Below are 21,912 nucleotides of genomic sequence, written 5' to 3'. Positions count from 1 at the left end.
GGCGCAAACAGCGTCCTCTTTCCGGTTTGAGGTCGCCGGAAACCGGTTTTTGCACTATTCGGGGCCGATAGATGAGGGATGATGCCATGCTCGTTCTACCGGTTCCGATGGTCACCGCACTGGTGCTGGGCTTTATGGTCTTGCGTATGCTTGCGGGCGAAAGGCGGCCGCTCGCGATCGCCGTTTTTCTTTCGGCATGCGCGCTTCAGGGGCTCGTCGTCGCGCTGGTGCAATATTACGGCGTAGCCTTTCTTCAGCCGGTACAGCCGGTGACAGCCAGCGTCGTGCCCGTCTGCGCCTGGCTCTCATTCCGTTCCTCCTTCATCGAACCGATCCGTCCGGGGCGTGATTTCATCCATCTGGCCGCCCCCGCCTTCACCCTGTTTAGCGTGCTGTTCGCGCCGGTAACGGTGGATGCGATCATTCCGATGGTGTTTCTTGCCTATGGCGCACGGATCCTGCTGGCGCTTAAGGCAGGCGGAGACGCCCTGCCGCTTGCACGGCTGGAAGCCGGTCGCCAGCCGCAATGGCTGTGGGCGGGGATTGCCGCAAGTCTCGTGCTCTCGGCCGTCAGCGACACACTGATCGCCACTGTCATTCTTGCCGGTACGCCAGCGCTCAAGCCAATGATCGTCAGCATCTTCACCTCGATGGCACTTTTGGCTGCGGGCCTTCTCAGCCTTTCGCCGAATGCCTTCGGAGAAGGCGGTCACAAGGAAACGCCGCGTGCCGAACCGCCCGAAGCCACAGAGGCGGATACGGAAATCATGGCACGTCTGGATGCGCTGCTCGCTTCAGAGACACTTTATCTCGACCCGGCGCTAACGCTCTCGCGGCTTGCGCGCCGGCTCAGAATACCCGCCAAGACCCTTTCGGCCGCAGTCAATCGCACCACCGGCGACAATGTCTCACGCTACATCAATCGCTATCGCATCCTGCATGCATGCGACCGCCTGAAGGCCGGCGACACCGCGACAGCGGCCATGCTCGCAAGCGGCTTCAACACCAAATCGAATTTCAATCGCGAATTTGCCCGTGTCACCGGGAAAAGCCCCACAGCGTGGCTGAAGGAAAAAGCCTAGATCGTTCAGCTTCAACCTGCAAACAGATCCGCCTGCGGCGGCTCCTCCCAGGCATTTTCAAGTCTGAGCAGAAATTTCTTGGTCGGCAGGCCGCCGCCAAAGCCGGTCAGCGCGCCATTGGCGCCGATCACGCGGTGGCAGGGCAGCAGGATCGGCAGCGGATTGTTGCCATTGGCGGTGCCCACCGCCCGGCTCGCATTGGCATCGCCGAGCGCTCCGGCGATCGTGCCGTAGGTCGTGGTCTCGCCATAAGGGATCGTCGCCAGATATTCCCAGACGCGGTTCTGAAACCCGCTTCCCGAAAGATGATAGGCGAGATCGAACTGTTTCAGCTCGCCGGCGAAATAGGCATCGAGCTGACGCCGCGCCTCGGCAAACGGCGCATCATCGCGCCGCCAGTCGGATCGCGGCCCGAAGGCCTTGTGACCGGTCGGAAACGAGATGAAGTGCAGCCGGTTGCCATCGCCCGCCACCAGCAGCGCGCCCACCGGGCTGTCGATATAGGTATAGAACAACCCGCTCATCGCGCCGGTCTCCGGATCGCCGAGGGCGGCCGTCCATAAAGCCTCGAGAACGCGGCGTTGAAGCGCCGGACGCTGCCGAAGCCGGCACGCGCCGCCACGTCCGCGACCGGCAGCGAAGTCTCGTCCAGCAATCGCTTTGCCCGACCGATCCTCAGCGTCTGGGCGGTCTGCAATGGCGACGCGCCAACATGGACGGCAAAGAGCCGCGACAGATGCCGCGCGCCAACGCCGAGGCGTGCGGCAAGTTGCTCCACCGTGCCAGCGTCCAGCGCGCCCTCGGCAATCAGCTTCAACGCCCGCTCGACGGTTGTGCGCGTGCCGTTCCAGGCCGGCGAGAACGGCGCGCTTTCCGGACGGCAGCGCAGGCACGGCCGGTATCCGGCCCGCTCGCAGGCGGCCGCCGTCGGGTAATAGCTGACATTCTTCGCCAAAGGCTGTTTTACCGGGCAGACCGGACGGCAATAGATCATCGTCGTGCGAACAGCGGTAAAGAACCTGCCGTCATACGCCGGGTCACGCGCCTGCCGCGCCGCTTCGCATGTATCGAAATCCAACATGGCCCGATTTTAGCAGCGTCGGTTGAGGGAGGCGAGCACGATGTCATTATGAGGTCCGAAAACGACCGGCGTCATGCTCGCGGAGGCATCTTTCCGCTGCTCGAACCATATTTCTGCATCTTCCGCTCTCACACTTTTGTTCCCTTTTCATTCTCATCCGATCCGCTATATCATCGTCCCATGCAGGATGCGTTTTCGACCATATTTCCGCTCCAGCGCGGCCGGGTGCATGATGCCTCCGGCCCCGGCGCGCCTTTCTTTGCCGCAGCGCTTTCCGGCGTCACCGGCGGCACGGTGCTGTGGATCAAGCCGGCATGGTTTGCCGAGGAGATCAATCCGGTGGCGTTTTCGGCGTTTTTCGACCCGCGCGATATCATCCTGGCGCGCACCGCAGACCAGACGGAGACGCTCGCCGCGGCGGAAGAGGGTCTGCGTTCCGGCGCCGTCGGCCTCGTCGTCATGGAGGTGGACAAGCCGGTCGAGCTCACCCCGGGACGCCGGCTGCAGCTTGCCGCCGAAAGCGGCCGCAGCATCGGGCTTTCGCTGCATCCCGAAGGCGCCGGCAATCAGGCGGCGACCACGCGCTGGCTCTGCAGGCCGCTGTTTTCCGCTTCCGACTCGACTCTGCAAAGCTGGTCGATTATAAAGAACAAAACAGGAACAAATAGCAGCTGGACAGTGCGGTGGGATGAAACGGCGCGTCGTATCCATATGGTTTCAGAGACTGCCGAGCGAGCGGGTTCTCAGGGCCCGCCCGGTTGATGGCCCGTTCGCCGTCACGCTGAGCGAGGGCAATCACGACCGGCTTTACGACCTCAACCGGGAGGCCGAGGGCCAGGGGCTGGAGCGCGGCATGGGGCTGGCCGATGCCCGCGCCTATGTGCCGGACCTCGTCACCCGCCCCGCCGATATCGATGCCGACCGGCGCTTTCTCACCATGCTCGCCCGCTGGGCGACGCGCTACACGCCCCATGCCGGGCTCGACGGCGAGGACGGGCTGGTGCTCGACATCACCGGCGCATCCCACCTTTTCGGCGGCGAGGCGGCGATGCTGGAGGACATGAAGGAGCGGCTTGCCCACGCCCGGCTTTCCGTGACGATCGGCATCGCCGATACCCGCGGCGCGGCCTGGGCGCTTTCTCACTTTGCCCCCGGCATTGCGCCGGAAGGCAAGACCTCCGCAGCACTCGGCCCACTTTCGGTTTCGGCGCTGCGCATCGATGACAAGACCGCAACCGCCCTGAAACGCCTCGGCCTCAACACCATTGCCGACATGACGGCCCTGCCGCGCGCCACGCTCGCCCGCCGCTTCGACATGGCGCTGATCGAGCGCCTCGAACAGGCGCTCGGGACACGCGGCGAGGCCGTCTCGCCGCTTTCCGAGCCGCCGCATTATGGCGTGCGGATGAGTTTTCCCGAACCGATCGGCCTTGTGGATGACGTGATGGCCGCCCTCTCCCGCCTGCTGGAAACGCTCTGCCTGCGGCTGAAGAGCCGGGAAGCCGGCGCGCGGGCCATCATGCTTTCGGTAGAGCGCGTCGACCAGACCCGACAGAATGTCACCCTCCGCCTCGCCCGCCCGATGCGCGATGCGCCCCGCATTCTCCGGCTGTTCGAACGTCCGGTCGGCGAGATCGACGCCGGCTTCGGCATCGAGCGGATCCGGCTGGAGGCGCGCGGCGTGGAAAACCTGCCCGCCGAGCAGATCGGCGAAGGCGGGCTCATAGAGGGCGAGGCGCTGGACGATCTCGTCACAAGGCTCGGCGCGCGCATCGGCCTTGATAACATCGTCCGCTTCCAGCCGGTCGCCAGCCATATTCCGGAGCGCGGCTTCACCGAGAACCCCGCCGCCTATGGCAGGGTGGATGCCGAATGGCGCATGGACCACCCCCGCCCGCTGCGCATGTTCGCGCCCGAACCGGTGACGAGCGACGCCGCCCGCCGCCCGCCGTCCCGCTTTTCCTGGCGGCGCATGCGGTTTGAGACGGCGGCAAGCAGCGGACCGGAGCGGATCGCCCCGGAATGGTGGCGGCCGGACGAGGCCTGGCGTTCCGGGCTTCGCGATTACTGGCGGGTGGAAACCCGTCAGGGGCTGAGGCTGTGGATGTTCCACACCCCGCAGGCCCCCGGCTGGTTCGTCCATGGCCTCTTCGCCTGAGGCCCGGCCATGGATTATGCCGAGTTATGCGTCACCACCAATTTCACCTTTCTCACCGGCGCCTCGCATCCGGAGGAGATGGTGATCCGCGCCGCCGAACTGGACCTTGCCGCGATCGCCATCACCGACCGCAATTCGCTTGCCGGCGTGGTCCGCGCCTTCCGGGCGCTGAAGGAGATCAGGCGCAAGATCGAGAAGCAGGCCGAGGAGCAGTCGATCCGGCTTTCGACCCATATCGATCCCTCGTCGCGCCAGCCGGCCGGCGAGGCCAAGTCCATTGCCCTGCCGCCGATCCGCCGCCTGCCGCGCCTGATCGTCGGTTGCCGGCTGGTGCTTGCCGACAGCCCGGTCGATTTCGTGGCGTTGCCGAAGGACAAGCCGGCCTACCAGAAGCTGGTGCGGCTCCTGAGCCTCGGCAAGCGCCGCGCGCAAAAGGGCGAATGCCTGCTTTACCTGCGCGACATGCTGGAATGGGCCGATGGCTCCATCCTCATCGCGCTGCCGCAGGGACTGGAGAACAGGGCGGAGGCGGCAGACCATATCACCCATGCGCACCGCCGCTTTCCCGGCCACGTGTTCACCGGAGCGGCCCCCCGCTATGACGGCTCCGACGCCGCCTGGTTCAAAACCCTCACCGCCCTTTCGCACAAGACCGGCGCGCCGATGGTCGCCGTCGGCGACGTGCTGATGCATCACGCCAGCCGCCGCCAGCTTGCCGATGTGCTGACCTGCATGCGCCATCACATCACCATCGATGCGATCGGCCACCTCGCGCTGCCGAATGCCGAGCGGCGGCTGAAGCCGGCGCAGGAAATGGCGGATATCTTCCGCGATCATCCCGCCGCCATCCGCCGCACGCTGGAGATCACCGCGCGCCTCACCTTCGAGCTGACCGAGCTTTCCTACAACTATCCGGCCGAGGTCGCCCATGGCGAGGCGCCGCAGGCCCGCCTTGCCCGCCTCACCTGGGAGGGGTTGAGGCGGCGCAATCCCGAAGGCATTCCGGCACGCAACCGGGAGCTTGCGGAAAAGGAGCTGGCGCTGGTCGGCGAGCTCGGCTACGCCGCCTATTTCCTCACCGTCCACGACATCATCGCCTTTGCGCGCAGCAAGGGCATTCTCTGTCAGGGCCGCGGCTCGGCAGCCAATTCCATCCTCTGCTATGCGCTCGGCATCACCGATGTCCGGCCCGACATGATCGGCATGGTGTTCGAGCGCTTCGTCTCCCGCCATCGCGGCGAGCCGCCGGATATCGATGTCGATTTCGAGCATGAGCGGCGCGAGGAGGTGATCCAGCACATCTACGAGACATATGGCCGCGACCATGCCGGGCTCTGCGCCACCGTTATCCATTTCCGCTCGCGCGCGGCGATCCGCGAGGTCGGCAAGGTGATGGGCCTGTCGAACGATGTCACCGCCGCGCTTTCCGGCCAGATCTGGGGCATTTCCAGCAAGGGCGCCGAACCCGAACGACTGAAGGAGGTCGGTCTTGATCTTACCGACCGCAGGCTGACCCAGACCGTGCGCCTGATTGGCGAGATCATCGGCTTTCCCCGGCACCTGTCGCAGCATGTCGGCGGCTTCGTCATCACCGAGGATCGGCTGGACGAGCTCTGTCCGATCGAAAACGCGGCGATGGAAGACCGCACCGTGATCGAATGGGACAAGGACGATATCGACGCGCTCAACATCCTCAAGGTCGATGTGTTGAGCCTCGGCATGCTGACCTGCCTGAAGAAATGCTTCGATCTCACCGCGCGCCATTACAACCGCCCGCTCACCATCGCCGCCGTGCCGCAGGAGGATGAAGCGACCTATGACATGCTGCAGAAGGCCGATGCCATCGGCGTCTTCCAGGTGGAAAGCCGGGCGCAGATGAACTTTCTGCCCCGCATGAAGCCGGCAACCTTCTACGACCTCGTCATCGAAGTGGCGATCGTGCGACCGGGCCCGATCCAGGGCGGCATGGTGCAGCCCTATATCCGGCGGCGGCTGGGGCACGAAAAGGTCACCTATCCGAAGGAGGAACTGCGCGGGGTGCTTGAAAAGACCAAGGGCGTGCCGCTGTTCCAGGAACAGGCGATGCTGATCGCCGTGGTCGCCGCCGGCTTTTCGCCGGAGGATGCCGACCGGCTGCGCCGCTCGCTCGCAAGCTTTCGCCAGATGGGCACGATCGGTGAATTCGAGGAACAATTCATCAACGGCATGCTCAAAAATGACTACGAGCTTGATTTCGCCCAGCGCTGCTTCGCCCAGATCAAGGGCTTTGCCGATTACGGCTTTCCCGAAAGCCATGCAGCAGCCTTTGCCATGCTCACCTATGTCTCTGCCTGGCTGAAATGCCATTATCCGGCGGCCTTCGCCTGCGCGCTGCTGAATTCGCAGCCCATGGGCTTTTACGCGCCGGCCCAGATCGTCCGCGATGCCCGCGAGCATCAGGTGGAAGTCCGCCCCATCTCGGTCAATCACAGCGCCTGGGACTGCACGCTGGAGCGCCGCGCCGATGGCGCCTATGCGCTGCGCCTCGGCTTCCGCCAGATCAAGGGGCTGAAGAAGGAGGATGCCGAATGGCTGGAGAACGCGCGCGGCAATGGCTACCAGACGCCGGAAGACGTGTGGCTGCGCGCAGGCCTGATGCCGGCGGTGCTGGAGCGCCTTGCCGAGGCCGACGCCTTTGCGGATGCCGGCCTGTCGCGCCGCGATGCGCTGTGGCGCGTCAAGGCAATCCGCGCGCCAAAACCGCTGCCGCTCTTCAATGATCCCATCGATGGCGAGCACATCAACGAACCGGATGTCATCCTGCCGACGATGAATCTCGGCGAACAGGTGGTGGAGGATTATGTCGCGACCCGCATGAGCCTGCGCGCCCACCCGATGGAACTCTTGCGCCCGAAAATGCCCGGCCTGACGCTGCATTCGGCGCTGGCGACAACGCCGCTGCGGCGCGTCAACGTCGCAGGCCTGGTCATCACCCGCCAGCGCCCCGGCACGGCGTCCGGCGTCATTTTCCTCACGCTGGAAGACGAAACCGGCGTCTCCAACATCGTCGTGTGGAAAAAGGTCTATGAACGCTTCCGCCGCACGGTGATGGGCGGGCGTCTTTTGAAAGTCACAGGCAAATTACAGCGCGAGGGCGTGGTCGTCCACGTGATCGCCGAAACCATCGAGGACTGCTCCTGGCGCCTCTCCGAACTCGGCCACCCGATGGACGACGCCATCGGCATCACCGATCCAAAGGCCGACGACACGCCGCGCCGCCCGAAACTCCAGCCCCGCGCCCACCACCCGCGGGAGCAGGCGAAACGGTTGTTCCCGAGCCGGGATTTTCATTGAGCCGTGCCGCCTGCCAGACCAAGGGCGGCGACATCCCGAAATGACACGGGAACCGGCGCGGCTCAAAGTTGCCTCTGTGTCATCTGAAACACTTCCCAAGACGTAAAGATGCTTCGGTTCTGACAGCGGTGCAGGTTCGCCTTGCACGGCGATGCGCCTTTGCGCATAGTTTTCGTCCCGAATACGATGATCGGCTTCGATAATGAATAACAAAAGACAGGCAAAAAGCCGCTCTCGGTTTCTCCTGACGCGTGCAACACCCGCCCTGGGGCTCACGCTGCTGATCGGCCTCGGCGTTCTCGCCCTGCTGAACTGGGCCGGAAGGGAGGCGGACAAGGCGTCCCATGAGCGGCAGGCGAGGCTCGTCCGGCTCGTGATCTCCCAGTTGCAGTCCGAAGTGGCCCATGACCAGGAAAGCGCGACGGTCTGGGACGATGCGGTCATCGAGGTCCGTGCCGGCAATTTCACCTGGATCGACGACAATCTCGGCACCTGGATGCACGACTATTTCGGCTTTGACGGCGTCTACATCCTCGACCCTTCCGACCGGGCGCTTTACGCCTTCACCGATGGCGCCATGGCGAGCCAGTACGCCTATGACGCCATCCAAAGCGAGGTCGAGCCCCTTGCCGAAGAACTTCGGGCCAAGCTGATCGCAGGCAACGACGGCCAGATCAATGAACGGGACCTGACAGCGGGCGTCTCCGATCTGGCCGTGATCAGAGAGCATCCCGCCGTGGTCAGCATCAAGCCGATCGTTCCCCATTCCGAATTCGTGCAACAGGAGCCGGGCCAGGAATATCTGCATGTCGCCATCCGGTTTCTCGACGGCAGCCTGATCGAGGAACTTCAGAACGACTACATGTTCGAGGCCCTCCACTTTTCATGGACGCCGGACGGCTCCAACCAGCCGCTCAAAACCAGCGAAGGCAGAACTATCGGCTATTTCGTCTGGCAGCCCTACCGGCCCGGATCCGCGGTCATGGCGCGCGTGATACCGGTGCTGATCGCCCTCATCGTGATCGCGCTCGCCGCGATCGCGATCTTCCTGACGATCCATGACAGCCGGTCGCGCAGACTTGAGGAGAGCGAGGAACGCGTCCGTCACCTGGCGCTGCATGATCCGTTGACCGACCTCCCCAACCGGCTGTCCTTCAACGAGAACGTCGACCGTCGCCTGGCCGAGAGGCCGGTCGTACCGCTGGCCCTTCTCTACCTCGATCTCGACAGGTTCAAGCAGGTCAATGATACGCTCGGCCATCCGGCGGGCGACGCGCTGATCAGGGAGTTCGCCCTGAGGCTGCAGGCGATCGTTCGACGCGACGACCTTGTCGCCCGCATCAGCGGAGACGAATTCACCGTCATGCTGAGCGGAAAGGGCGGCGACGAGGAGATCGGCGCGCTCTGCCGGCGCATGGTGGAAGCCGCGCGCGAACCGTTCCATATCGCGGGAAATACGGTTTTCCTCGGCGTCAGCATCGGCGCCGCAATTTTCCCGCGCGACGGGGATGACCGCGTCAACCTGCAGCGCAAGGCGGACGTGGCGCTCTACTATTCGAAGACTGCCGGCCGGGGGCGCTGTTCCTTTTTCTCCGACGCGATGGACGAGACGCTGGGCCTGCGGCGAAGAACCGAAATGGATCTGAGAACCGCCCTTCTCGGCCAGAACCAGCTCTCGGTCTACTATCAGCCGGTCCAGTCCGCGCTCACGCGGCGGATCGTCGGCTGTGAGGCGCTGCTGCGCTGGCACCATCCGGAGATCGGATGGGTATCGCCGGAGCTGTTCATTCCGATCGCCGAAGAAGCCGGGCTGATCGAGGATATCGGCCGGTTCGCGCTGACGAAGGCATGCGCGGCCGCAGCGAAGTGGCCTGGCCTTTCGATCGCCGTCAATGTATCGGGCGTCGAACTCTCCGATCCTACCTATGCCGGAAAGGTCGAGCAGATCCTGCTCTCAAGCGGGCTCGCGCCGGCGAGGCTCGAACTCGAGATCACCGAGTCCGTGGCGACCGAGGAAGCCGGCGCCGTGGCCGAAAACCTGGCTGCGCTGCGCGAGCGCGGCGTGCGCATCGCCATCGATGATTTCGGCACGGGCTTCTCATCGCTTGGTCGCCTGAAGTCGCTGAATGTCGACAGGATCAAGATCGACAGGTGCTTCGTCGAGGGCTTGAAGGAAAACGCCAAGAGCAAGGCCGATGACAAGGCCATCATTCGCGCGATCATCGATCTTGCCCACGCCCGGAACCTGCGGACCACGGCAGAAGGCGTGGAAACGCGCGCACAGGACGATGCGCTGACCGCGATGGGATGCGACGAACTCCAGGGGTTCCTCTACGCGAGGCCGATGCCGCTCAAGGACATCGACCTCCTGCTCGGCATTCACCGCAACGCGACGGGACGCGGCACGGCCGCCTCAGAAGGAACGGATCCCGGCGCGTCTGTTTGACGGCCGGGCCGTCGCCAGGCCAAGCGCGGTGTGACCGTCAGGCCTTTGCCAGCGCCTCCAGCGCCTCAATGCAGGCGGCCGCCGCCTCGCGGCCCTTGTTGTGTTCGTCATCGGCGGAGCGTTCGAAGGCCTGCATCGCGGTATAAGTGGTCAGGATACCGAAGGAGACCGGCATGCCGGTCTCAAGCTGAACCTGCATCAGCCCGTGGGCGGCGGCCTCCGAGATGTATTCGAAATGGGCCGTCTCGCCCTTGATGACCGCGCCGATGCACACGATGCCGTCATAGTTACCGCTTTTGGCAAGCTTCCTGGCGACCAGCGGCGCCTCGAAAGCGCCCGGCACGTCAAAGATATCAGTCTCGGCGAGCGTGACGCCGCGCTCGGCAAGCTCGGTCTTTGCGCCGTTCAGAAGGCCGCTGGTGACCTTCTCGTTGAAACGGGAGATGACGATGGCGATACGGTGGGACACGGAATAATTTCCTTTCTGGCTCAAGTGGAGGCTTACGGGAGGGTCGGCGCGGCGCTCACGGCAGGAGATGGCCGAATTTCTCGCGCTTTGCCGAAAGATAGGTTTCGTTGAAGGGGTTCGAGGCGACAATCAGCGGCACCCGCCTTTCAACATGCAGGCCTGCCTGTTCCAGGGCTTCCGGCTTCTCCGGATTGTTGCTGAGAAGCCTGAGGCGCGCGATGCCCAGGCTTTTCAGGATATGGGCCGCGGCATGATAGTCGCGGGCATCAGCCGGCAGGCCGAGCGCGACGTTGGCGGCGTGGGTGTCGAGGCCTTGCTGCTGCAGTTCATAGGCGCGAATCTTGTTGGCAAGGCCGATGCCGCGACCCTCCTGCCCCCTCAGATAGACGATCACGCCGCCCTCCGCGCCGATCATGGCCAGCGCCTGGTGGAGCTGTTCGCCGCAATCGCAGCGCAGCGAGCCGAAGACATCGCCTGTCAGGCACTCGGAGTGCACGCGCACCAGCGGCCGGTCTCCGAGCGGCCCCTTGACCAGCGCCAGATGCTCCGTCCCGTCGATCAGGCTCCTGAAGGCATGCGCCTCAAAACCGGCAACCGCGGTCGGCAGCGACGCCCGGGCAACCTCCTCGACCAGGATTTCGGTGCGCAGCCGGTATTCGGCGAGCTCCCGGATCGTCAGAAGCGGCATGCCGTGGGTTTCCGCGAAGACCTCGAGATCGGGCCGGCGGGCCATTTCGCCGTCATCGCGCATCACTTCGCAGATCACGGCCGCCGGATTGAGGCCGGCAAGGCGGGCGAGATCGACCGCGCCCTCGGTATGGCCGTCGCGGGCCAGAACGCCGCCATCCGCCGCGCGCAGGGGAAACATGTGGCCGGGCGAAACGATGTCGGCGGACGTCGCTTGCGGATTGGCGGCGGCGGCAATGGTCAAGGCGCGCTCGGCCGCCGAAATGCCGGTGGTGATCCCATCGGCCGCCTCGATCGAGACGGTAAAGGCCGTGGAATGCCTGGCACGGTTGTCGGCCACCATCGGCGCCAGGCCAAGCCGGTCGACCTGCTCGCCGGTCAGCGTCAGGCAGATCAGCCCGCGGGCATGTTTGGCCATGAAGTTGACGGCCGCCGGCGTGGCGAAGTCGGCGGCAACGACGACATCACCCTCGTTCTCGCGGCCCTCGTCGTCAACCAGCAGCACCATGCCGCCGGACTTCAGGGTTTCGATCGCCTTCTCGACGGAAGAGGCGGTCAGATTGCGTTCCATTCTTGTCATTTTTCTTCTCCGGGCAGGAAATCCGCCTCGTCCGTTTCGTCAAATTCGGGATTGCGATGGACGATGCGCACGCGGTCGGGATCGCCCTTTTGGATGACAACATGTTCGTCCCAGAGACCGCCATCGAGCATGGTCGCAGTCAGCGAAGGGCCGGCTTCCACCAGCACCTCCAGCACGCCGCGACGTCCAAGTTCAACGAGCGCCTCTTCCAGCGTCCCGGGCCGGATGATGGAAAAGCCACGCGCGCCGGCCTCGGCCATGTAGGCCTCCGGCACACGGCCACGCCGGTCGAGAATGGCGAGGACGCGCTCCTTGCCGGGAAAATCGCGCACGCGCCGGACTGTGAGTTCTGGATTGTCGGCAAGGATGGTGCCGGAACCGGTGAGGATCGCGTCGGCGCGGCGGCGCAGGCGGTGGGCAAGCGTGAGCGAGGCGGCCGAGGTAAAGGTCTTCGCGCCGGCGGGCGGCGCCATGCCGCCCGTCTCGTCGAGCGCCTGTTTTACGGTCACCCAGGGCAGACCCGTGAGCGCGCGTTTGGTAAAGGGCGCGACCAGCCGGCTGGCGCGAAGCGCGAGTTTTCGGGAGCGGCCATCCGGCAAATCGGCCGCGAAGGTGACGGAAAGCCCGGCGCCGGCTAGGCGCGCGGCCCCGCCGCCGACGACCGCGGGGTTCGGGTCCGGCCAGCCGATGACGACGCGCCGGGCAGACGTTGCCAGAATGGCATCGGCACAGGGCGGCGTGCGGCCGTGATGATTGCACGGCTCGAGCGTGACGACGACGGTGTGGATGCGGTCGGCAACGCCCGCCGCGCGCGCGGCAGCGATCGCTTCCGCTTCCGCATGCGGCAGGCCGGCCTTTCTGTGAAAGCCCTCCGCAATCACCATGCCGCCCGCATCGAGCAGCACGCAGCCGACCGGCGGGTTGGGCGCCGTCGCCCCGGCAAAGCGTTGCGCCCCGTCAAGCGCGCGCGACAGGGCCGCCGCAAGAACTGCCGCATTCAAACTGTCTGTGGCGGGGTGAATGCCCATGCCATCGCCTCATCATTCGAACAAGACGCCATGCAGGGCAAAAAAGCGGATAGTGAAACGCCGACTGCGCCCGCGATGCGGGATACAGTGCACACGTCGTCACGCGCTGTTCTCTTCCATCCGGACTCTAACCGTCGGCTCCGGAGTCACACCGGATCTGCTGACCCTTGATCTTCCGGGAAATCCCTTCGATCAAGGCGCTCGCGGGCTGATGCACAAAGGCAATTACCGCCGGTGGGGAATTTCACCCCGCCCTGAGAACGTCGCCGACCGGACATCCGGCCGACGCCGACAAATCTAGGCACGCGATCTGCAAATGACAAGCGCCAATTTCAACGACAGTCTGTCAGGCAGTCTCACCGGTGGCTGCCGCCGCCCCGTTCCCGGCAAAAAACAGGTCGAAGCCGCCATAGATCATCCGTGAGCCGTCAAAGGGCATCTCGTTCATGTCCGGGTCGTTCATCAGCGCGGCCCAGGCGGCATTGCGGATATCCTTGGAAGGCCAGACGACCCAGCTGAACACAACCGCCTCGCCCTCCTCCTTCTTCAGCGCCATGTTGAACGAGGTCACCTTGCCGTCCGGGACATCCTCCTCCCAGCACTCGACATAGGAAAGGGCGCCATGCGCCTTGAACTTCGCCGCCGCCTTCTGGCACAAGGCGTAATAGGCCTCTCTGTTGTTCACCGGCACCGGGGCCAGGAAACCGTCCACATAGGTCATGCGCATTTCTCCCGTGTCTTGACTCAGTCGCCAACGGATTTTACGTTGATATCAACATAAAGGCACATCGATGCGCGAGAGTCTACCCCTGTCCGTAACGCTCGAGGTTCGTGACCGCTGCCTGTGCCTCTACCTGCAGCGGGCGGCACGGGCGGTCGGCCGGCATTTCGACGAGGTGCTGCGCCCGCTCGGCCTGACGAACGGTCAATATTCGCTGCTGATGTCTCTGAACCGGCCCGAGCCGCCGCGGATCGCCGAAGTGGCGATGGTGCTCGCCATGGACCGCACCACATTGACGGCGAGCGTCAAGCCGCTGGAGCGGCGCGGCCTGCTGAAGAGTTTCCAGGACCCCGAGGACAAGCGCATCAGGCGGCTGAAGCTGACGGACGCGGGACTGGATCTGCTCGAGCGCGCCGTGCCGGTCTGGCGAGAGACCCATGACCGGCTCGATGCGGTGGTGGCCGACGACCTGCCCCGGCTGCGCGAAAACCTGCTCGCGCTGACTTTCGCACTGCCGGAGGATGAGATCAGCGGCTGAGGGCGGCGGCGATGCCGCGCAATTCGGCGAGCCCTTTCAGGCGGCCGATCGCCGGATAGCCCGGCTGAGCCTTTCGGTTCAGGTCGTCGAGAATGTCGAGGCCGTGATCGGGACGGAACGGAATGTTCCAGTCGATCCGCCCCGCCTCGCGGCGCCGCTTCTCCTCCGCAAGTGCGGCGGCAACGAGCGCCACCATGTCGGTGTCGCCGCCCAGATGTTCCGATTCGTAGAACGATCCCTTGATGTCGCCGGTCTCGCGGCGGACATTGCGCAGATGCAGGAAGTGCACCCTGTCGCCAAACCGCTCCATCATGCCCGGAAGGTCGTTGTCCGGCCGCGCGCCGAGCGAGCCGGAGCAGAGCGTGATGCCGTTTGCCGGCGTGTCGACCGCCTCCATCATCGCCTTGTAGTCGGCTTCCGTCGACATCACGCGCGGCAGGCCCAGAAGACCGAAGGGCGGATCGTCCGGATGGCAGCAAAGCCTGAGCCCGAACTCCTGGGCAACGGGCGCGACCTCTTCGAGGAACGCGATGAAATTGCCGCGCAGCCCGTCCGATGAGATCAACGCATATTCGCCGAGGTGATGGCGCACATCGTCCAGCGTGAAGCTTTCGGCTGCCCCCGGCAGGCCGAAGACGACGTTCTTCGCAAGAGCCTGCCGGCGATCTTCATCCATACCGGCAAATCGGCGCGCGGCCTCCTCTCGGATATCCTCGGGGAAGTCTTCCGCCGCGCCTTCGCGCTTGAGGATGTGAATGTCGAAGGCGGCGAAATCGGCATAGTCGAACCGCATGCATGTCGCCCCCGTCGGCAGGCGAAAGGCAAGATCGGTGCGGGTCCAGTCGAGCACCGGCATGAAATTGTAGCAGATCGTCTCGATCCCGGCGGCGGCGAGGTTCCGGAGGCTGACCTTGTAGTTGTCGATATGGGTGCGCCACTCGCCTTTCTGCTTCTTGATATCTTCAGAAACCGGCAGGCTTTCGACCACCTCCCATTTGAGACCGGAGGGGCTTCCGTCGGTCATGACGGACAGCTCACGCTGACGTCCGGCGATCTCTTCCGGCGTCCAGACCGCGCCCGTCGCCACATGATGAAGCGCGGTCACGACGCCCTCAACACCCGCCTGAAGCATATCGTCGATCGACACGCGATCCAAAGGCCCGAACCAGCGCCACGTCTGCCTCATTGTTCTCTCCCTGTGCGAATTCGTCAATTGGGACGAGCCTGACCAAGCAAGGCGCGTCCATCCAAGGGAAAGCACTAGCACCAAAACAAGGTGTTGACTAGTATGGAAGTATGGTGCACCATAAAAACCGTCGGGAGGTACAGCCATGCTGCCAGAAACAATCGCCACCACCATCGCGCCGGGCGCTCCGGTCGGGTCGCAACTGCACGGCATCCTGCGTGAGCTGATCATCCACAACGAACTGCCGCCGGGCTCGCGCCTTTCCGAATCGGAACTGGCGGCGCGCTTTGCCGTCAGTCGCCAGCCGGTGCGCGAAGCCTTCATCAAGCTCTCCGAGGAGGGCCTGCTGGAAATCCGCCCGCAGCGCGGCACCTTCGTGCGCCGCATTTCGCAGGCGGCGGTAATGGACGCCCGCTTCGTGCGCGAGGCGATCGAGGCGGACATCGTCAGGCTTCTCGCCGAAAAACCCGATGTCGGGCTGGTCGAGGAGCTGAAGCTGCAGCTTCAGGAGCAGAGAGAGGCGGCGACCAGCGACGCTGACCGCTTCATCGCGCTCGATGAACTGTTTCACAAGACCCTTGCCGACGGCGCCGGCAAGGCAAGGGCCTGGGCGCTCATAGAGGGGCTGAAGGTGCAGATGGACCGGGTTCGCTACCTGAGCCTTCTGCGCTTTCCCATGGTCAAGCTGACCGCCCAGCACACAGCCATTGTCGACGCCATCGGCGCCGGCGATCCCGAAGCCGCCGAACGCGCCGTTCGCGGCCACCTCAGGGAGATCCTCAGCGATCTCCCGGAAATCTTCGAAGAAAAGCCTGAGTTTTTCGACCCACCGGGGCGTTAGGCCCCAAACCCTTGAACGTCTGATTGGGAGGACGACATGACGCATTTTTCCAAACTGGGCAGCATCGCGCTTGCGGGTCTCGCCGCAAGCCTTCTCGCCGGCTCGGCCCTTGCCGCCGATTACACGCTGAACGTCAACACGGCGCTCGCCACCAACGATCCGCTCTACAAGGGCCTTGAAGCCTTCCGCGACAATGTCGCCGAAGCCTCCGACGGCGCGCTCGAAGTCCGCCTGTTCCCGAATTCGCAGCTCGGCCCCGATGAGGACGTGCTTGAACAGGCCCGCGCCGGCGCGCCCGTCGCCGTCGTCGTCGATGGCGGTCGCCTCGCCGTCTTCGTCAACGAGTTCGGCGTCCTTGGCGCGCCGTATCTCGCCAACGGCTATGACGGCATCCGCAAGGTCGTCACCTCCGACATGTTCGACGGGTGGGCCCAGAAACTGCATGACGATGCCGGCCTCGACGTGCTGAGCTTCAACTGGTGGCAGGGCGAACGGCACCTTCTGACCAAGAAGGCGATCAACGGCCCGGATGACCTGTCCGGCGTACGCATGCGCACGCCCGGCGCGCCGGTCTGGACCGGCACGATCGAGGCCATGGGCGCCACGCCGACCCCGATGCCCTGGGGCGAGGTCTATTCGGCGATCTCCTCCAACGTCATTGACGGCGCCGAAGCCCAGCTTCCCGCCGTCGTCGGTGCCAAGCTCGACGAGGTGATCACCAACATCACGCTGACCGGGCACATCAACCTGATCACCGGCCTGATCACTTCGGCCGCCTGGGTCGATTCGCTTCCGGAAAACCTGCAGACGGTCCTGCATGAAGAAGCGCTGAAGGCCGGCGACATCGCCTCCTACGGCACGCAGGATGCGCTTGCGAGCCTGCAGCAGCAGCTGATCGACAACGGCGTCGCGGTCGAGGAAATCGACGTCGCGCCGTTCAAGGAAGCGACCGCCGTCGTCTATGACGATCTCGGTTACGGCGACCTGCGCGACCAGCTTCAGGCGATCGCCGCCGAGTAAAACGGCCCAAACCTCCTGCGCCATGACGAACCGCGGCAGGCCGCGGTTCGTTCCCCGCAAGGACGGCGGGAACGATGCCGGCGCGCCCCGGGAAAAGAGGGCGCGGCCGCGCAACAGAAAACAACCGCGCGCGAGCATTCAGGGCGGATAAAAGCCGGAATGCTCCCAACCCTGACTGGAGGGGCCACCATGCCCGGTTTCCTCGCAAAAATCGAATTCGTTGCCGGCGCGATCCTGCTTGCCGTGATCACGGTTCTGGTGTTCATCGCCGCGACCATGCGCTTCTTCGGCTATCCGCTGATCTGGTCGGTCGACCTGGCTCAGCTCCTTTTCATCTGGCTCTGCTTCATCGGTGCAACGCGCGCCATGCGCGAGCGCGGCCATCTCGGCGTTGACTATCTGGTCCGCCCCTTCCCCTATCGCTATCGTCTTGCTCTCGAAACCGGGCTTTCCGCCCTCTTCATCGCCTTTCTGCTGCTGCTCGCCGTGGAGGGCTATGACCTGACCATGCTCAACAAGGAACGCCAGTTCGGCGATTCGGGCCTTTCCTATGCCTGGGTCACGATCGCCGTTCCCGCCGGCTGCGTCATGCTGACGATCTCGATCCTCGGCAACCTGGTTCAGGCATGGCGCAGCGCGAAGGGCGACCGTCTGCTCGTCTTCACCCGCACCGCGGCCGAGGACGAAGCTGTCATCGAAACCGGCGCGGCGGAGTAACCAACATGGCCCTTATCGGCATCGTCTTCTTTGCGCTGATGCTTCTCGGCGCGCCCATTGCCTTCGCCATCGGCATTTCGGGCTTCACCTTCTTCCTCACCTCCGACATCATGCCGGTCTCGATCGGCGTGCAGAAGATCGCCACCGTTTCCCAGAGCTTTCCGCTTCTGGCGGTGCCCTTCTTCGTGCTTGCCGGCCACCTGATGAACGAAAGCGGCATCACCGACCGCCTGTTCACCTTCTCCAAGGTTGCCGTCGGCTGGATGGCGGGCGGGCTTGCCCAGGTCTCGATCATCCTGTCGACGCTGATGGGCGGCGTTTCCGGCTCGGCCGTTGCCGATGCGGCAATGGAGGCGCGCGTTCTCGGACCGCAGATGATCTCGAACGGCTATTCCAAGGGCTACTCCTCCGCCGTCATCGCGATCTCCTCGCTGATCACCTCGACAATTCCGCCGTCGATCGGCCTCATCCTCTACGGTTATGTCGGCCAGGTCTCGATCGGCCGCCTGTTCATGGCCGGCATCATTCCCGGCATACTGATGATGACCTTCCTGATGGTCGCCGCCTGGCTTGTTGCCCGCAAGCGCGGTTATGTCATGAAGGAAATGCGCAAGCCGACCGCGCGCGAACTGGGCGCTGCGGCATGGGGCGCCAAATGGGCGCTGCTGTTCCCGGTGCTGCTGATCGGCTCGATCCGCGGCGGTCTCTTCACGCCGTCCGAAGTCGGCGCCTTCGCCGTCGTCTACGCGATCCTGATCGGCGTCTTCGCCCACCGGGTTGTGACCTTCGAGGCGATCAAGCGCGCCTTCGGTCACGCCATCTCGGACATCGGCCTGATCATGCTGATCATCCTGATGTCGGGCATGGTCGGCTTCGCCATCATCTTCCTGCAGGTGCCGCAATCGGTCGCCGGCTTCATGCTGGAAAGCCTTGCCAATCCGGTGCTGATCGTCGCCGTCATCCTGATCGGCCTGTTCATTGCCGGCCTGTTCTTCGAAAGCACCATTCTCGTTCTGCTGCTGACGCCGATCCTCGTGCCCGTGGTCGTCAAGGCGGGCGTCGATCCGGTCCATTTCGGCATCCTGATGATGACCATCGTCACCTTCGGCTCGATGACGCCGCCCGTCGGCGTGGCGATGTTCACCGTGTGCAGCCTGCTCGACACGAAGGTGGAGGAATATGTGAGGGAATCGCTGCCCTTCATCGCCGCCGTCTTCGCGCTCATCTGCCTGTTGCTGTTCGTGCCGGGGATCGTCCTGTTCCTCCCGAACCTCATGTATGGCGGATAGTCTCGTTCGCAACGTGGGGAAAACCGCTGGCCGCACCTTAAACGGTGCGGCCTTTTTCGTTCCGAGCGCATCGTGCTTTCCGAAAATCGGAATCGATTTTCGGAAAGCACGATGCGTAGATTCCATAGGTTAGAGCGTCTCCGGCCGTGCGACCCAGCGGCCGTTGTCGCCCGGTTTGAATTGCGGAATATGGGCAAGGCCGCGCACCAGCGCCGCGTCACGTCCGAGCGCCTCCTCCCATGCCCGCGCCTCCGTCAGGATCACGCCGAGCCCGACGACGTCTCCGCCGGCCTTGCGCACCAGCTCGACCGAACCCTTCAGGCTCGAGCCGGAGGCGACCACATCATCGACAACCACAACCCGCTTGCCCTTGAGCAGCGGTACGGCGCGATCATCAAGAAGCAGGCGCTGCTCGCCCTTGGAGGTGATCGATGTGATCTTCTGTTCAAGCGCGGACCCCAGATGCACCTTCGGCGATTTCTGCAGGATGACATAGCGATCGAGCCCGAGCGCGCGGGTCACCTCGATGGCGACCGGAATGCCGAGCGTTGCCGCGCCGACGACGATATCGGGCTCCATCGGCGACAGTTGCGCCGCAAGCTTCTTGCCGCAATGCTCGCCGAAGCGGACGCCAAGGTCGATCACCATCATCAGCGATATGGCAAGGTCCGGCTTGATCGCCACGAGCGGCAGCGTGACAGCAAAGCCTGACACCGAAACGGCGTGATTCTGCTCGGTGACGACAGGGGCAAAGGATTGGGTCATGGGAACTCCGGGAGGCATCTGAAAACCCGGTTCTACGCCAGCTTCGGTCTCAGGACGAGGGGCAGAGGAAGTCCGGCTTGCGTCCGCCATCGTAGGAAACGGCAAAACCGCCCTCGAGAAGCAGGCTGGAAAGGTCGCGATCATCCGGCAGAGCCACATCGGCGACCACGCGACCGAAATACTTGTCACCGGCGATCCGCCTGAGCTGGACGGTCTCGCCTGCACGAAGAAGCGAAATGACATAATCCTTGGCGATTGATGCCGCCTGACGTTCGGCCTCGCAGGACGACCTGAGCTCCGGCGTGTCCACGCCGCGGATCCGCACCGAGGTTTCCACGATCTGCCCTGGCCATGGTCGTGCCTCGACCACGATCGTGTCCCCGTCGATGACGCGCACGATCTCGGCGCGCACCGGACCGGCATAGATATCCTCGGCGCGGACAGCGGCAGGCGCAAGCAGACAGGCGACAGACAACGCCGTCAGGAATGTGCAGACAGAGTGATTCATAAAAAGGAATTTATTCCTCTAAGAAGAGGAATTCAATAGGAATTACCACCTATCTCAGAAGTCGATCGCGCGACCCTTGATTTCCCAGTCGCCGTAGCGGGCCGGATCGAGGCCGCCGCGCCCGCCATGTTCTCGTGCAGGGCGCGCTTCGGCAGAGGCGGCGCGGCGACGCTCCTCCGCTTCGGCAAGAGCGCGCTTCGCCGCCTCCGGCAGGTTGGCGCGTCGCTCGGCCTCCGGGTCGACAGCCGGCAACTCCGAACCTGCCGTAAGCGCCGCCAGTTCCGCCGCCGAGGGCGCTGCCTCGCTCCGGGTTTCTCCTTTGGCCTGCGTCCTGCCGGTCTCGTCGTCATGGTTCATGTCGAATTCTTCCTGCCATGCCTGCAAACGGAATCGGCGCAATATTGATATGCAGTCAATTCCGCCCCATCTATTGTCCTGTCCTGCATATAAGCGGACTTTGCGGAAAGTTTAAGGTCCCTTCGCTCCCGGAGACAGAGAAATGAACCTCGTTCGCACTGCCATGCTGATCGCCTTCATGACGGCGCTGTTCATGGCGATCGGCTTCATGATCGGCGGCCGCGGCGGCATGATGATCGCGCTGATGATCGCGGCCGGCATGAACATGTTTTCCTACTGGAATTCGGACAAGATGGTGCTGCGCATGTATGGGGCGCGGGAAGTCGACGCTTCGACCGCGCCGGAATATTACAATCTCGTGCGCGAACTCGCCCACCGCGCCGGCCTGCCCATGCCCAAGGTCTATCTCTATGACAACCCGCAGCCCAATGCCTTCGCCACGGGCCGCAACCCGCAAAACGCCGCCGTTGCCGCCTCGACCGGCATCCTCAAAATGCTCTCGCGCGAGGAACTGGCGGGCGTCATGGCCCATGAGCTCGCTCATGTGCAGCATCGCGACACGCTGACCATGACGATCACGGCGACGCTCGCCGGCGCGATCTCCATGCTCGGCAATTTTGCGTTCTTCTTCGGCGGTTCGCGCGACAACAACAACCCCTTCGGCTTTGTCGGCGTGCTGGTCGCCATGATCGTGGCGCCCCTGGCCGCGGCGCTGGTGCAGATGGCCGTCAGCCGGACGCGCGAATATTCCGCCGACAAGCGCGGCGGCGAGGTCTGCGGCAACCCGCTGTGGCTCGCCTCGGCGCTGAAGAAGATCGCCCACGGCAACGAGGTGATCCACAATGAGCGGGCCGAGCGCAATCCGGCAACGGCGCACATGTTCATCATCAATCCGCTCTCGGGGCAGAACATGGACAATCTGTTCTCCACCCACCCGAACACGGAAAACCGCATAGCGGCGCTTCGCGAACAGGCCGCCCGCATGGGCCGGACCTCGACGGCGGCCCCGGAGCCTGCTAAGGCGACCCGCAGATCGCGTTCGGTTCCCGAAACCGGCCGCAACACCGGCGGCGACCCGCCCATCAAAGGTCCCTGGAATTGAATGA

General features: G+C 64.2%; 21 protein-coding genes and 1 riboswitch. Of the genes, 11 read left to right on the top strand and 10 right to left on the bottom strand.

Features of this window, described 5'->3' with window-relative positions:
• The first annotated feature begins 86 nt into the window (after positions 1 to 86).
• Positions 87 to 1,082 (top strand): AraC family transcriptional regulator, encoded by a 996-nt coding sequence (locus tag AZF01_RS00960; protein WP_024708517.1) that lies wholly within the window; start codon positions 87 to 89, stop codon positions 1,080 to 1,082.
• 11 nt (positions 1,083 to 1,093) lie between these two features.
• Here the strand turns inward: AZF01_RS00960 and AZF01_RS00955 are convergent, their stop codons facing one another.
• Together AZF01_RS00955 and AZF01_RS00950 are read right to left on the bottom strand one after the other, a co-directional pair.
• Entirely contained in the window at positions 1,094 to 1,606 is a 513-nt protein-coding gene (locus tag AZF01_RS00955) for a methylated-DNA--[protein]-cysteine S-methyltransferase (protein ID WP_024708516.1), read from the bottom strand.
• Positions 1,603 to 2,163: a bifunctional transcriptional activator/DNA repair enzyme AdaA gene (locus AZF01_RS00950; RefSeq protein ID WP_024708515.1), complete on the bottom strand. Its 561-nt coding sequence runs from the start codon at positions 2,161 to 2,163 to the stop codon at positions 1,603 to 1,605. The genes AZF01_RS00955 and AZF01_RS00950 overlap by 4 nt, the downstream gene beginning before the upstream one ends.
• A 180-nt stretch (positions 2,164 to 2,343) precedes the next feature.
• Between AZF01_RS00950 and AZF01_RS00945 the strand changes: the two genes are divergently transcribed.
• The 4 genes from AZF01_RS00945 (at position 2,344) to AZF01_RS00930 (ending at position 10,100) form a co-directional block, all read left to right on the top strand.
• Entirely contained in the window at positions 2,344 to 2,925 is a 582-nt protein-coding gene (locus AZF01_RS00945) for an ImuA family protein (RefSeq protein ID WP_024708514.1), read from the top strand.
• Positions 2,852 to 4,321 (top strand): DNA polymerase Y family protein, encoded by a 1,470-nt coding sequence (locus AZF01_RS00940; protein WP_024708513.1) that lies wholly within the window; start codon positions 2,852 to 2,854, stop codon positions 4,319 to 4,321. The genes AZF01_RS00945 and AZF01_RS00940 overlap by 74 nt, the downstream gene beginning before the upstream one ends.
• Before the next feature lie 9 nt (positions 4,322 to 4,330).
• Positions 4,331 to 7,654, top strand: a complete 3,324-nt coding sequence (locus AZF01_RS00935; protein WP_024708512.1) for an error-prone DNA polymerase — start codon at positions 4,331 to 4,333, stop codon at positions 7,652 to 7,654.
• Positions 7,655 to 7,856: 202 nt separating this feature from the next.
• Positions 7,857 to 10,100: a bifunctional diguanylate cyclase/phosphodiesterase gene (locus AZF01_RS00930; RefSeq protein ID WP_024708511.1), complete on the top strand. Its 2,244-nt coding sequence runs from the start codon at positions 7,857 to 7,859 to the stop codon at positions 10,098 to 10,100.
• Positions 10,101 to 10,137: 37 nt separating this feature from the next.
• On the opposite strand, the gene ribH is transcribed toward AZF01_RS00930, so the two are convergent.
• The 4 genes from ribH to AZF01_RS00910 all read right to left on the bottom strand — a co-directional run bounded on the left by ribH (position 10,138) and on the right by AZF01_RS00910 (position 13,585).
• Positions 10,138 to 10,569, bottom strand: coding sequence for a 6,7-dimethyl-8-ribityllumazine synthase (gene ribH, locus AZF01_RS00925; RefSeq protein WP_024708510.1), 432 nt, complete (start codon positions 10,567 to 10,569; stop codon positions 10,138 to 10,140).
• A 55-nt stretch (positions 10,570 to 10,624) separates the two neighbouring features.
• Positions 10,625 to 11,827 carry a bifunctional 3,4-dihydroxy-2-butanone-4-phosphate synthase/GTP cyclohydrolase II gene (locus AZF01_RS00920; protein WP_036237296.1) on the bottom strand — a complete coding sequence of 401 codons (1,203 nt, stop codon included), beginning with the start codon at positions 11,825 to 11,827 and terminating at the stop codon, positions 10,625 to 10,627.
• A gap of 5 nt (positions 11,828 to 11,832) precedes the next feature.
• Positions 11,833 to 12,864 carry a bifunctional diaminohydroxyphosphoribosylaminopyrimidine deaminase/5-amino-6-(5-phosphoribosylamino)uracil reductase RibD gene (ribD, locus tag AZF01_RS00915; protein ID WP_051424075.1) on the bottom strand — a complete coding sequence of 344 codons (1,032 nt, stop codon included), beginning with the start codon at positions 12,862 to 12,864 and terminating at the stop codon, positions 11,833 to 11,835.
• A gap of 104 nt (positions 12,865 to 12,968) precedes the next feature.
• A riboswitch (FMN riboswitch) is annotated at positions 12,969 to 13,130 on the bottom strand.
• A gap of 80 nt (positions 13,131 to 13,210) precedes the next feature.
• Positions 13,211 to 13,585: a DUF1428 domain-containing protein gene (locus AZF01_RS00910; RefSeq protein ID WP_024708507.1), complete on the bottom strand. Its 375-nt coding sequence runs from the start codon at positions 13,583 to 13,585 to the stop codon at positions 13,211 to 13,213.
• A 70-nt stretch (positions 13,586 to 13,655) separates the two neighbouring features.
• On the opposite strand from AZF01_RS00910, the gene AZF01_RS00905 reads away from it, so the two are divergent.
• A complete protein-coding gene (locus AZF01_RS00905) occupies positions 13,656 to 14,123 on the top strand; it encodes a MarR family winged helix-turn-helix transcriptional regulator (RefSeq protein ID WP_024708506.1) in 468 nt (155 codons plus the stop codon).
• On the opposite strand, the gene uxuA is transcribed toward AZF01_RS00905, so the two are convergent.
• The gene (gene uxuA / locus AZF01_RS00900; RefSeq protein ID WP_024708505.1) at positions 14,113 to 15,309 is read right to left on the bottom strand and encodes a mannonate dehydratase; all 1,197 of its coding nucleotides are present in this window, start codon (positions 15,307 to 15,309) and stop codon (positions 14,113 to 14,115) included. The genes AZF01_RS00905 and uxuA overlap by 11 nt on opposite strands.
• A 145-nt stretch (positions 15,310 to 15,454) precedes the next feature.
• Here uxuA and AZF01_RS00895 point away from each other — a divergent pair, with 145 nt between their 5' ends.
• From AZF01_RS00895 to AZF01_RS00880, 4 genes are all read left to right on the top strand, one after another.
• Positions 15,455 to 16,150, top strand: a complete 696-nt coding sequence (locus AZF01_RS00895; RefSeq protein WP_024708504.1) for a GntR family transcriptional regulator — start codon at positions 15,455 to 15,457, stop codon at positions 16,148 to 16,150.
• Between the two features lie 36 nt (positions 16,151 to 16,186).
• Positions 16,187 to 17,170, top strand: a complete 984-nt coding sequence (locus AZF01_RS00890) for a C4-dicarboxylate TRAP transporter substrate-binding protein (RefSeq protein WP_024708503.1) — start codon at positions 16,187 to 16,189, stop codon at positions 17,168 to 17,170.
• 189 nt (positions 17,171 to 17,359) lie between these two features.
• On the top strand, positions 17,360 to 17,887 hold the full coding sequence (locus AZF01_RS00885; protein WP_024708502.1) for a TRAP transporter small permease: 528 nt from the start codon (positions 17,360 to 17,362) through the stop codon (positions 17,885 to 17,887).
• A gap of 5 nt (positions 17,888 to 17,892) precedes the next feature.
• Positions 17,893 to 19,176 carry a TRAP transporter large permease gene (locus tag AZF01_RS00880; RefSeq protein ID WP_024708501.1) on the top strand — a complete coding sequence of 428 codons (1,284 nt, stop codon included), beginning with the start codon at positions 17,893 to 17,895 and terminating at the stop codon, positions 19,174 to 19,176.
• 129 nt (positions 19,177 to 19,305) lie between these two features.
• On the opposite strand, the gene AZF01_RS00875 is transcribed toward AZF01_RS00880, so the two are convergent.
• The 3 genes from AZF01_RS00875 to AZF01_RS00865 are packed head-to-tail and all read right to left on the bottom strand — an operon-like array spanning position 19,306 to position 20,701.
• Entirely contained in the window at positions 19,306 to 19,941 is a 636-nt protein-coding gene (locus AZF01_RS00875; protein WP_024708500.1) for a phosphoribosyltransferase family protein, read from the bottom strand.
• 49 nt (positions 19,942 to 19,990) lie between these two features.
• Positions 19,991 to 20,449: a thermonuclease family protein gene (locus AZF01_RS00870; protein WP_024708499.1), complete on the bottom strand. Its 459-nt coding sequence runs from the start codon at positions 20,447 to 20,449 to the stop codon at positions 19,991 to 19,993.
• A 54-nt stretch (positions 20,450 to 20,503) separates the two neighbouring features.
• Positions 20,504 to 20,701: a DUF1674 domain-containing protein gene (locus tag AZF01_RS00865; protein ID WP_036237308.1), complete on the bottom strand. Its 198-nt coding sequence runs from the start codon at positions 20,699 to 20,701 to the stop codon at positions 20,504 to 20,506.
• Positions 20,702 to 20,948: 247 nt separating this feature from the next.
• Here AZF01_RS00865 and htpX point away from each other — a divergent pair, with 247 nt between their 5' ends.
• Positions 20,949 to 21,908: a zinc metalloprotease HtpX gene (gene htpX / locus AZF01_RS00860; protein WP_024708497.1), complete on the top strand. Its 960-nt coding sequence runs from the start codon at positions 20,949 to 20,951 to the stop codon at positions 21,906 to 21,908.
• Positions 21,909 to 21,912: the final 4 nt, after the last annotated feature.

Origin of the sequence: Martelella sp. AD-3 (assembly GCF_001578105.1) — a bacterium.
Classification (GTDB): domain Bacteria; phylum Pseudomonadota; class Alphaproteobacteria; order Rhizobiales; family Rhizobiaceae; genus Martelella.
This window is presented reverse-complemented; position numbering and strand designations above follow the sequence as displayed.

Bases quoted from the DNA above. Each gene is read 5' to 3' on its own strand.
- AZF01_RS00960 (WP_024708517.1), top strand. From the start codon at position 87: ATGCTCGTTCTACCGGTTCCGATGGTCACCGCACTGGTGCTGGGCTTT.
- AZF01_RS00955 (WP_024708516.1), bottom strand. From the start codon at position 1,606: ATGAGCGGGTTGTTCTATACCTATATCGACAGCCCGGTGGGCGCGCTG.
- AZF01_RS00950 (WP_024708515.1), bottom strand. From the start codon at position 2,163: ATGTTGGATTTCGATACATGCGAAGCGGCGCGGCAGGCGCGTGACCCG.
- AZF01_RS00945 (WP_024708514.1), top strand. From the start codon at position 2,344: ATGCAGGATGCGTTTTCGACCATATTTCCGCTCCAGCGCGGCCGGGTG.
- AZF01_RS00940 (WP_024708513.1), top strand. From the start codon at position 2,852: ATGAAACGGCGCGTCGTATCCATATGGTTTCAGAGACTGCCGAGCGAG.
- AZF01_RS00935 (WP_024708512.1), top strand. From the start codon at position 4,331: ATGGATTATGCCGAGTTATGCGTCACCACCAATTTCACCTTTCTCACC.
- AZF01_RS00930 (WP_024708511.1), top strand. From the start codon at position 7,857: ATGAATAACAAAAGACAGGCAAAAAGCCGCTCTCGGTTTCTCCTGACG.
- AZF01_RS00920 (WP_036237296.1), bottom strand. From the start codon at position 11,827: ATGGAACGCAATCTGACCGCCTCTTCCGTCGAGAAGGCGATCGAAACC.
- ribD (WP_051424075.1), bottom strand. From the start codon at position 12,864: ATGGGCATTCACCCCGCCACAGACAGTTTGAATGCGGCAGTTCTTGCG.
- AZF01_RS00910 (WP_024708507.1), bottom strand. From the start codon at position 13,585: ATGACCTATGTGGACGGTTTCCTGGCCCCGGTGCCGGTGAACAACAGA.
- AZF01_RS00905 (WP_024708506.1), top strand. From the start codon at position 13,656: ATGCGCGAGAGTCTACCCCTGTCCGTAACGCTCGAGGTTCGTGACCGC.
- uxuA (WP_024708505.1), bottom strand. From the start codon at position 15,309: ATGAGGCAGACGTGGCGCTGGTTCGGGCCTTTGGATCGCGTGTCGATC.
- AZF01_RS00895 (WP_024708504.1), top strand. From the start codon at position 15,455: ATGCTGCCAGAAACAATCGCCACCACCATCGCGCCGGGCGCTCCGGTC.
- AZF01_RS00890 (WP_024708503.1), top strand. From the start codon at position 16,187: ATGACGCATTTTTCCAAACTGGGCAGCATCGCGCTTGCGGGTCTCGCC.
- AZF01_RS00885 (WP_024708502.1), top strand. From the start codon at position 17,360: ATGCCCGGTTTCCTCGCAAAAATCGAATTCGTTGCCGGCGCGATCCTG.
- AZF01_RS00880 (WP_024708501.1), top strand. From the start codon at position 17,893: ATGGCCCTTATCGGCATCGTCTTCTTTGCGCTGATGCTTCTCGGCGCG.
- AZF01_RS00875 (WP_024708500.1), bottom strand. From the start codon at position 19,941: ATGACCCAATCCTTTGCCCCTGTCGTCACCGAGCAGAATCACGCCGTT.
- AZF01_RS00870 (WP_024708499.1), bottom strand. From the start codon at position 20,449: ATGAATCACTCTGTCTGCACATTCCTGACGGCGTTGTCTGTCGCCTGT.
- htpX (WP_024708497.1), top strand. From the start codon at position 20,949: ATGAACCTCGTTCGCACTGCCATGCTGATCGCCTTCATGACGGCGCTG.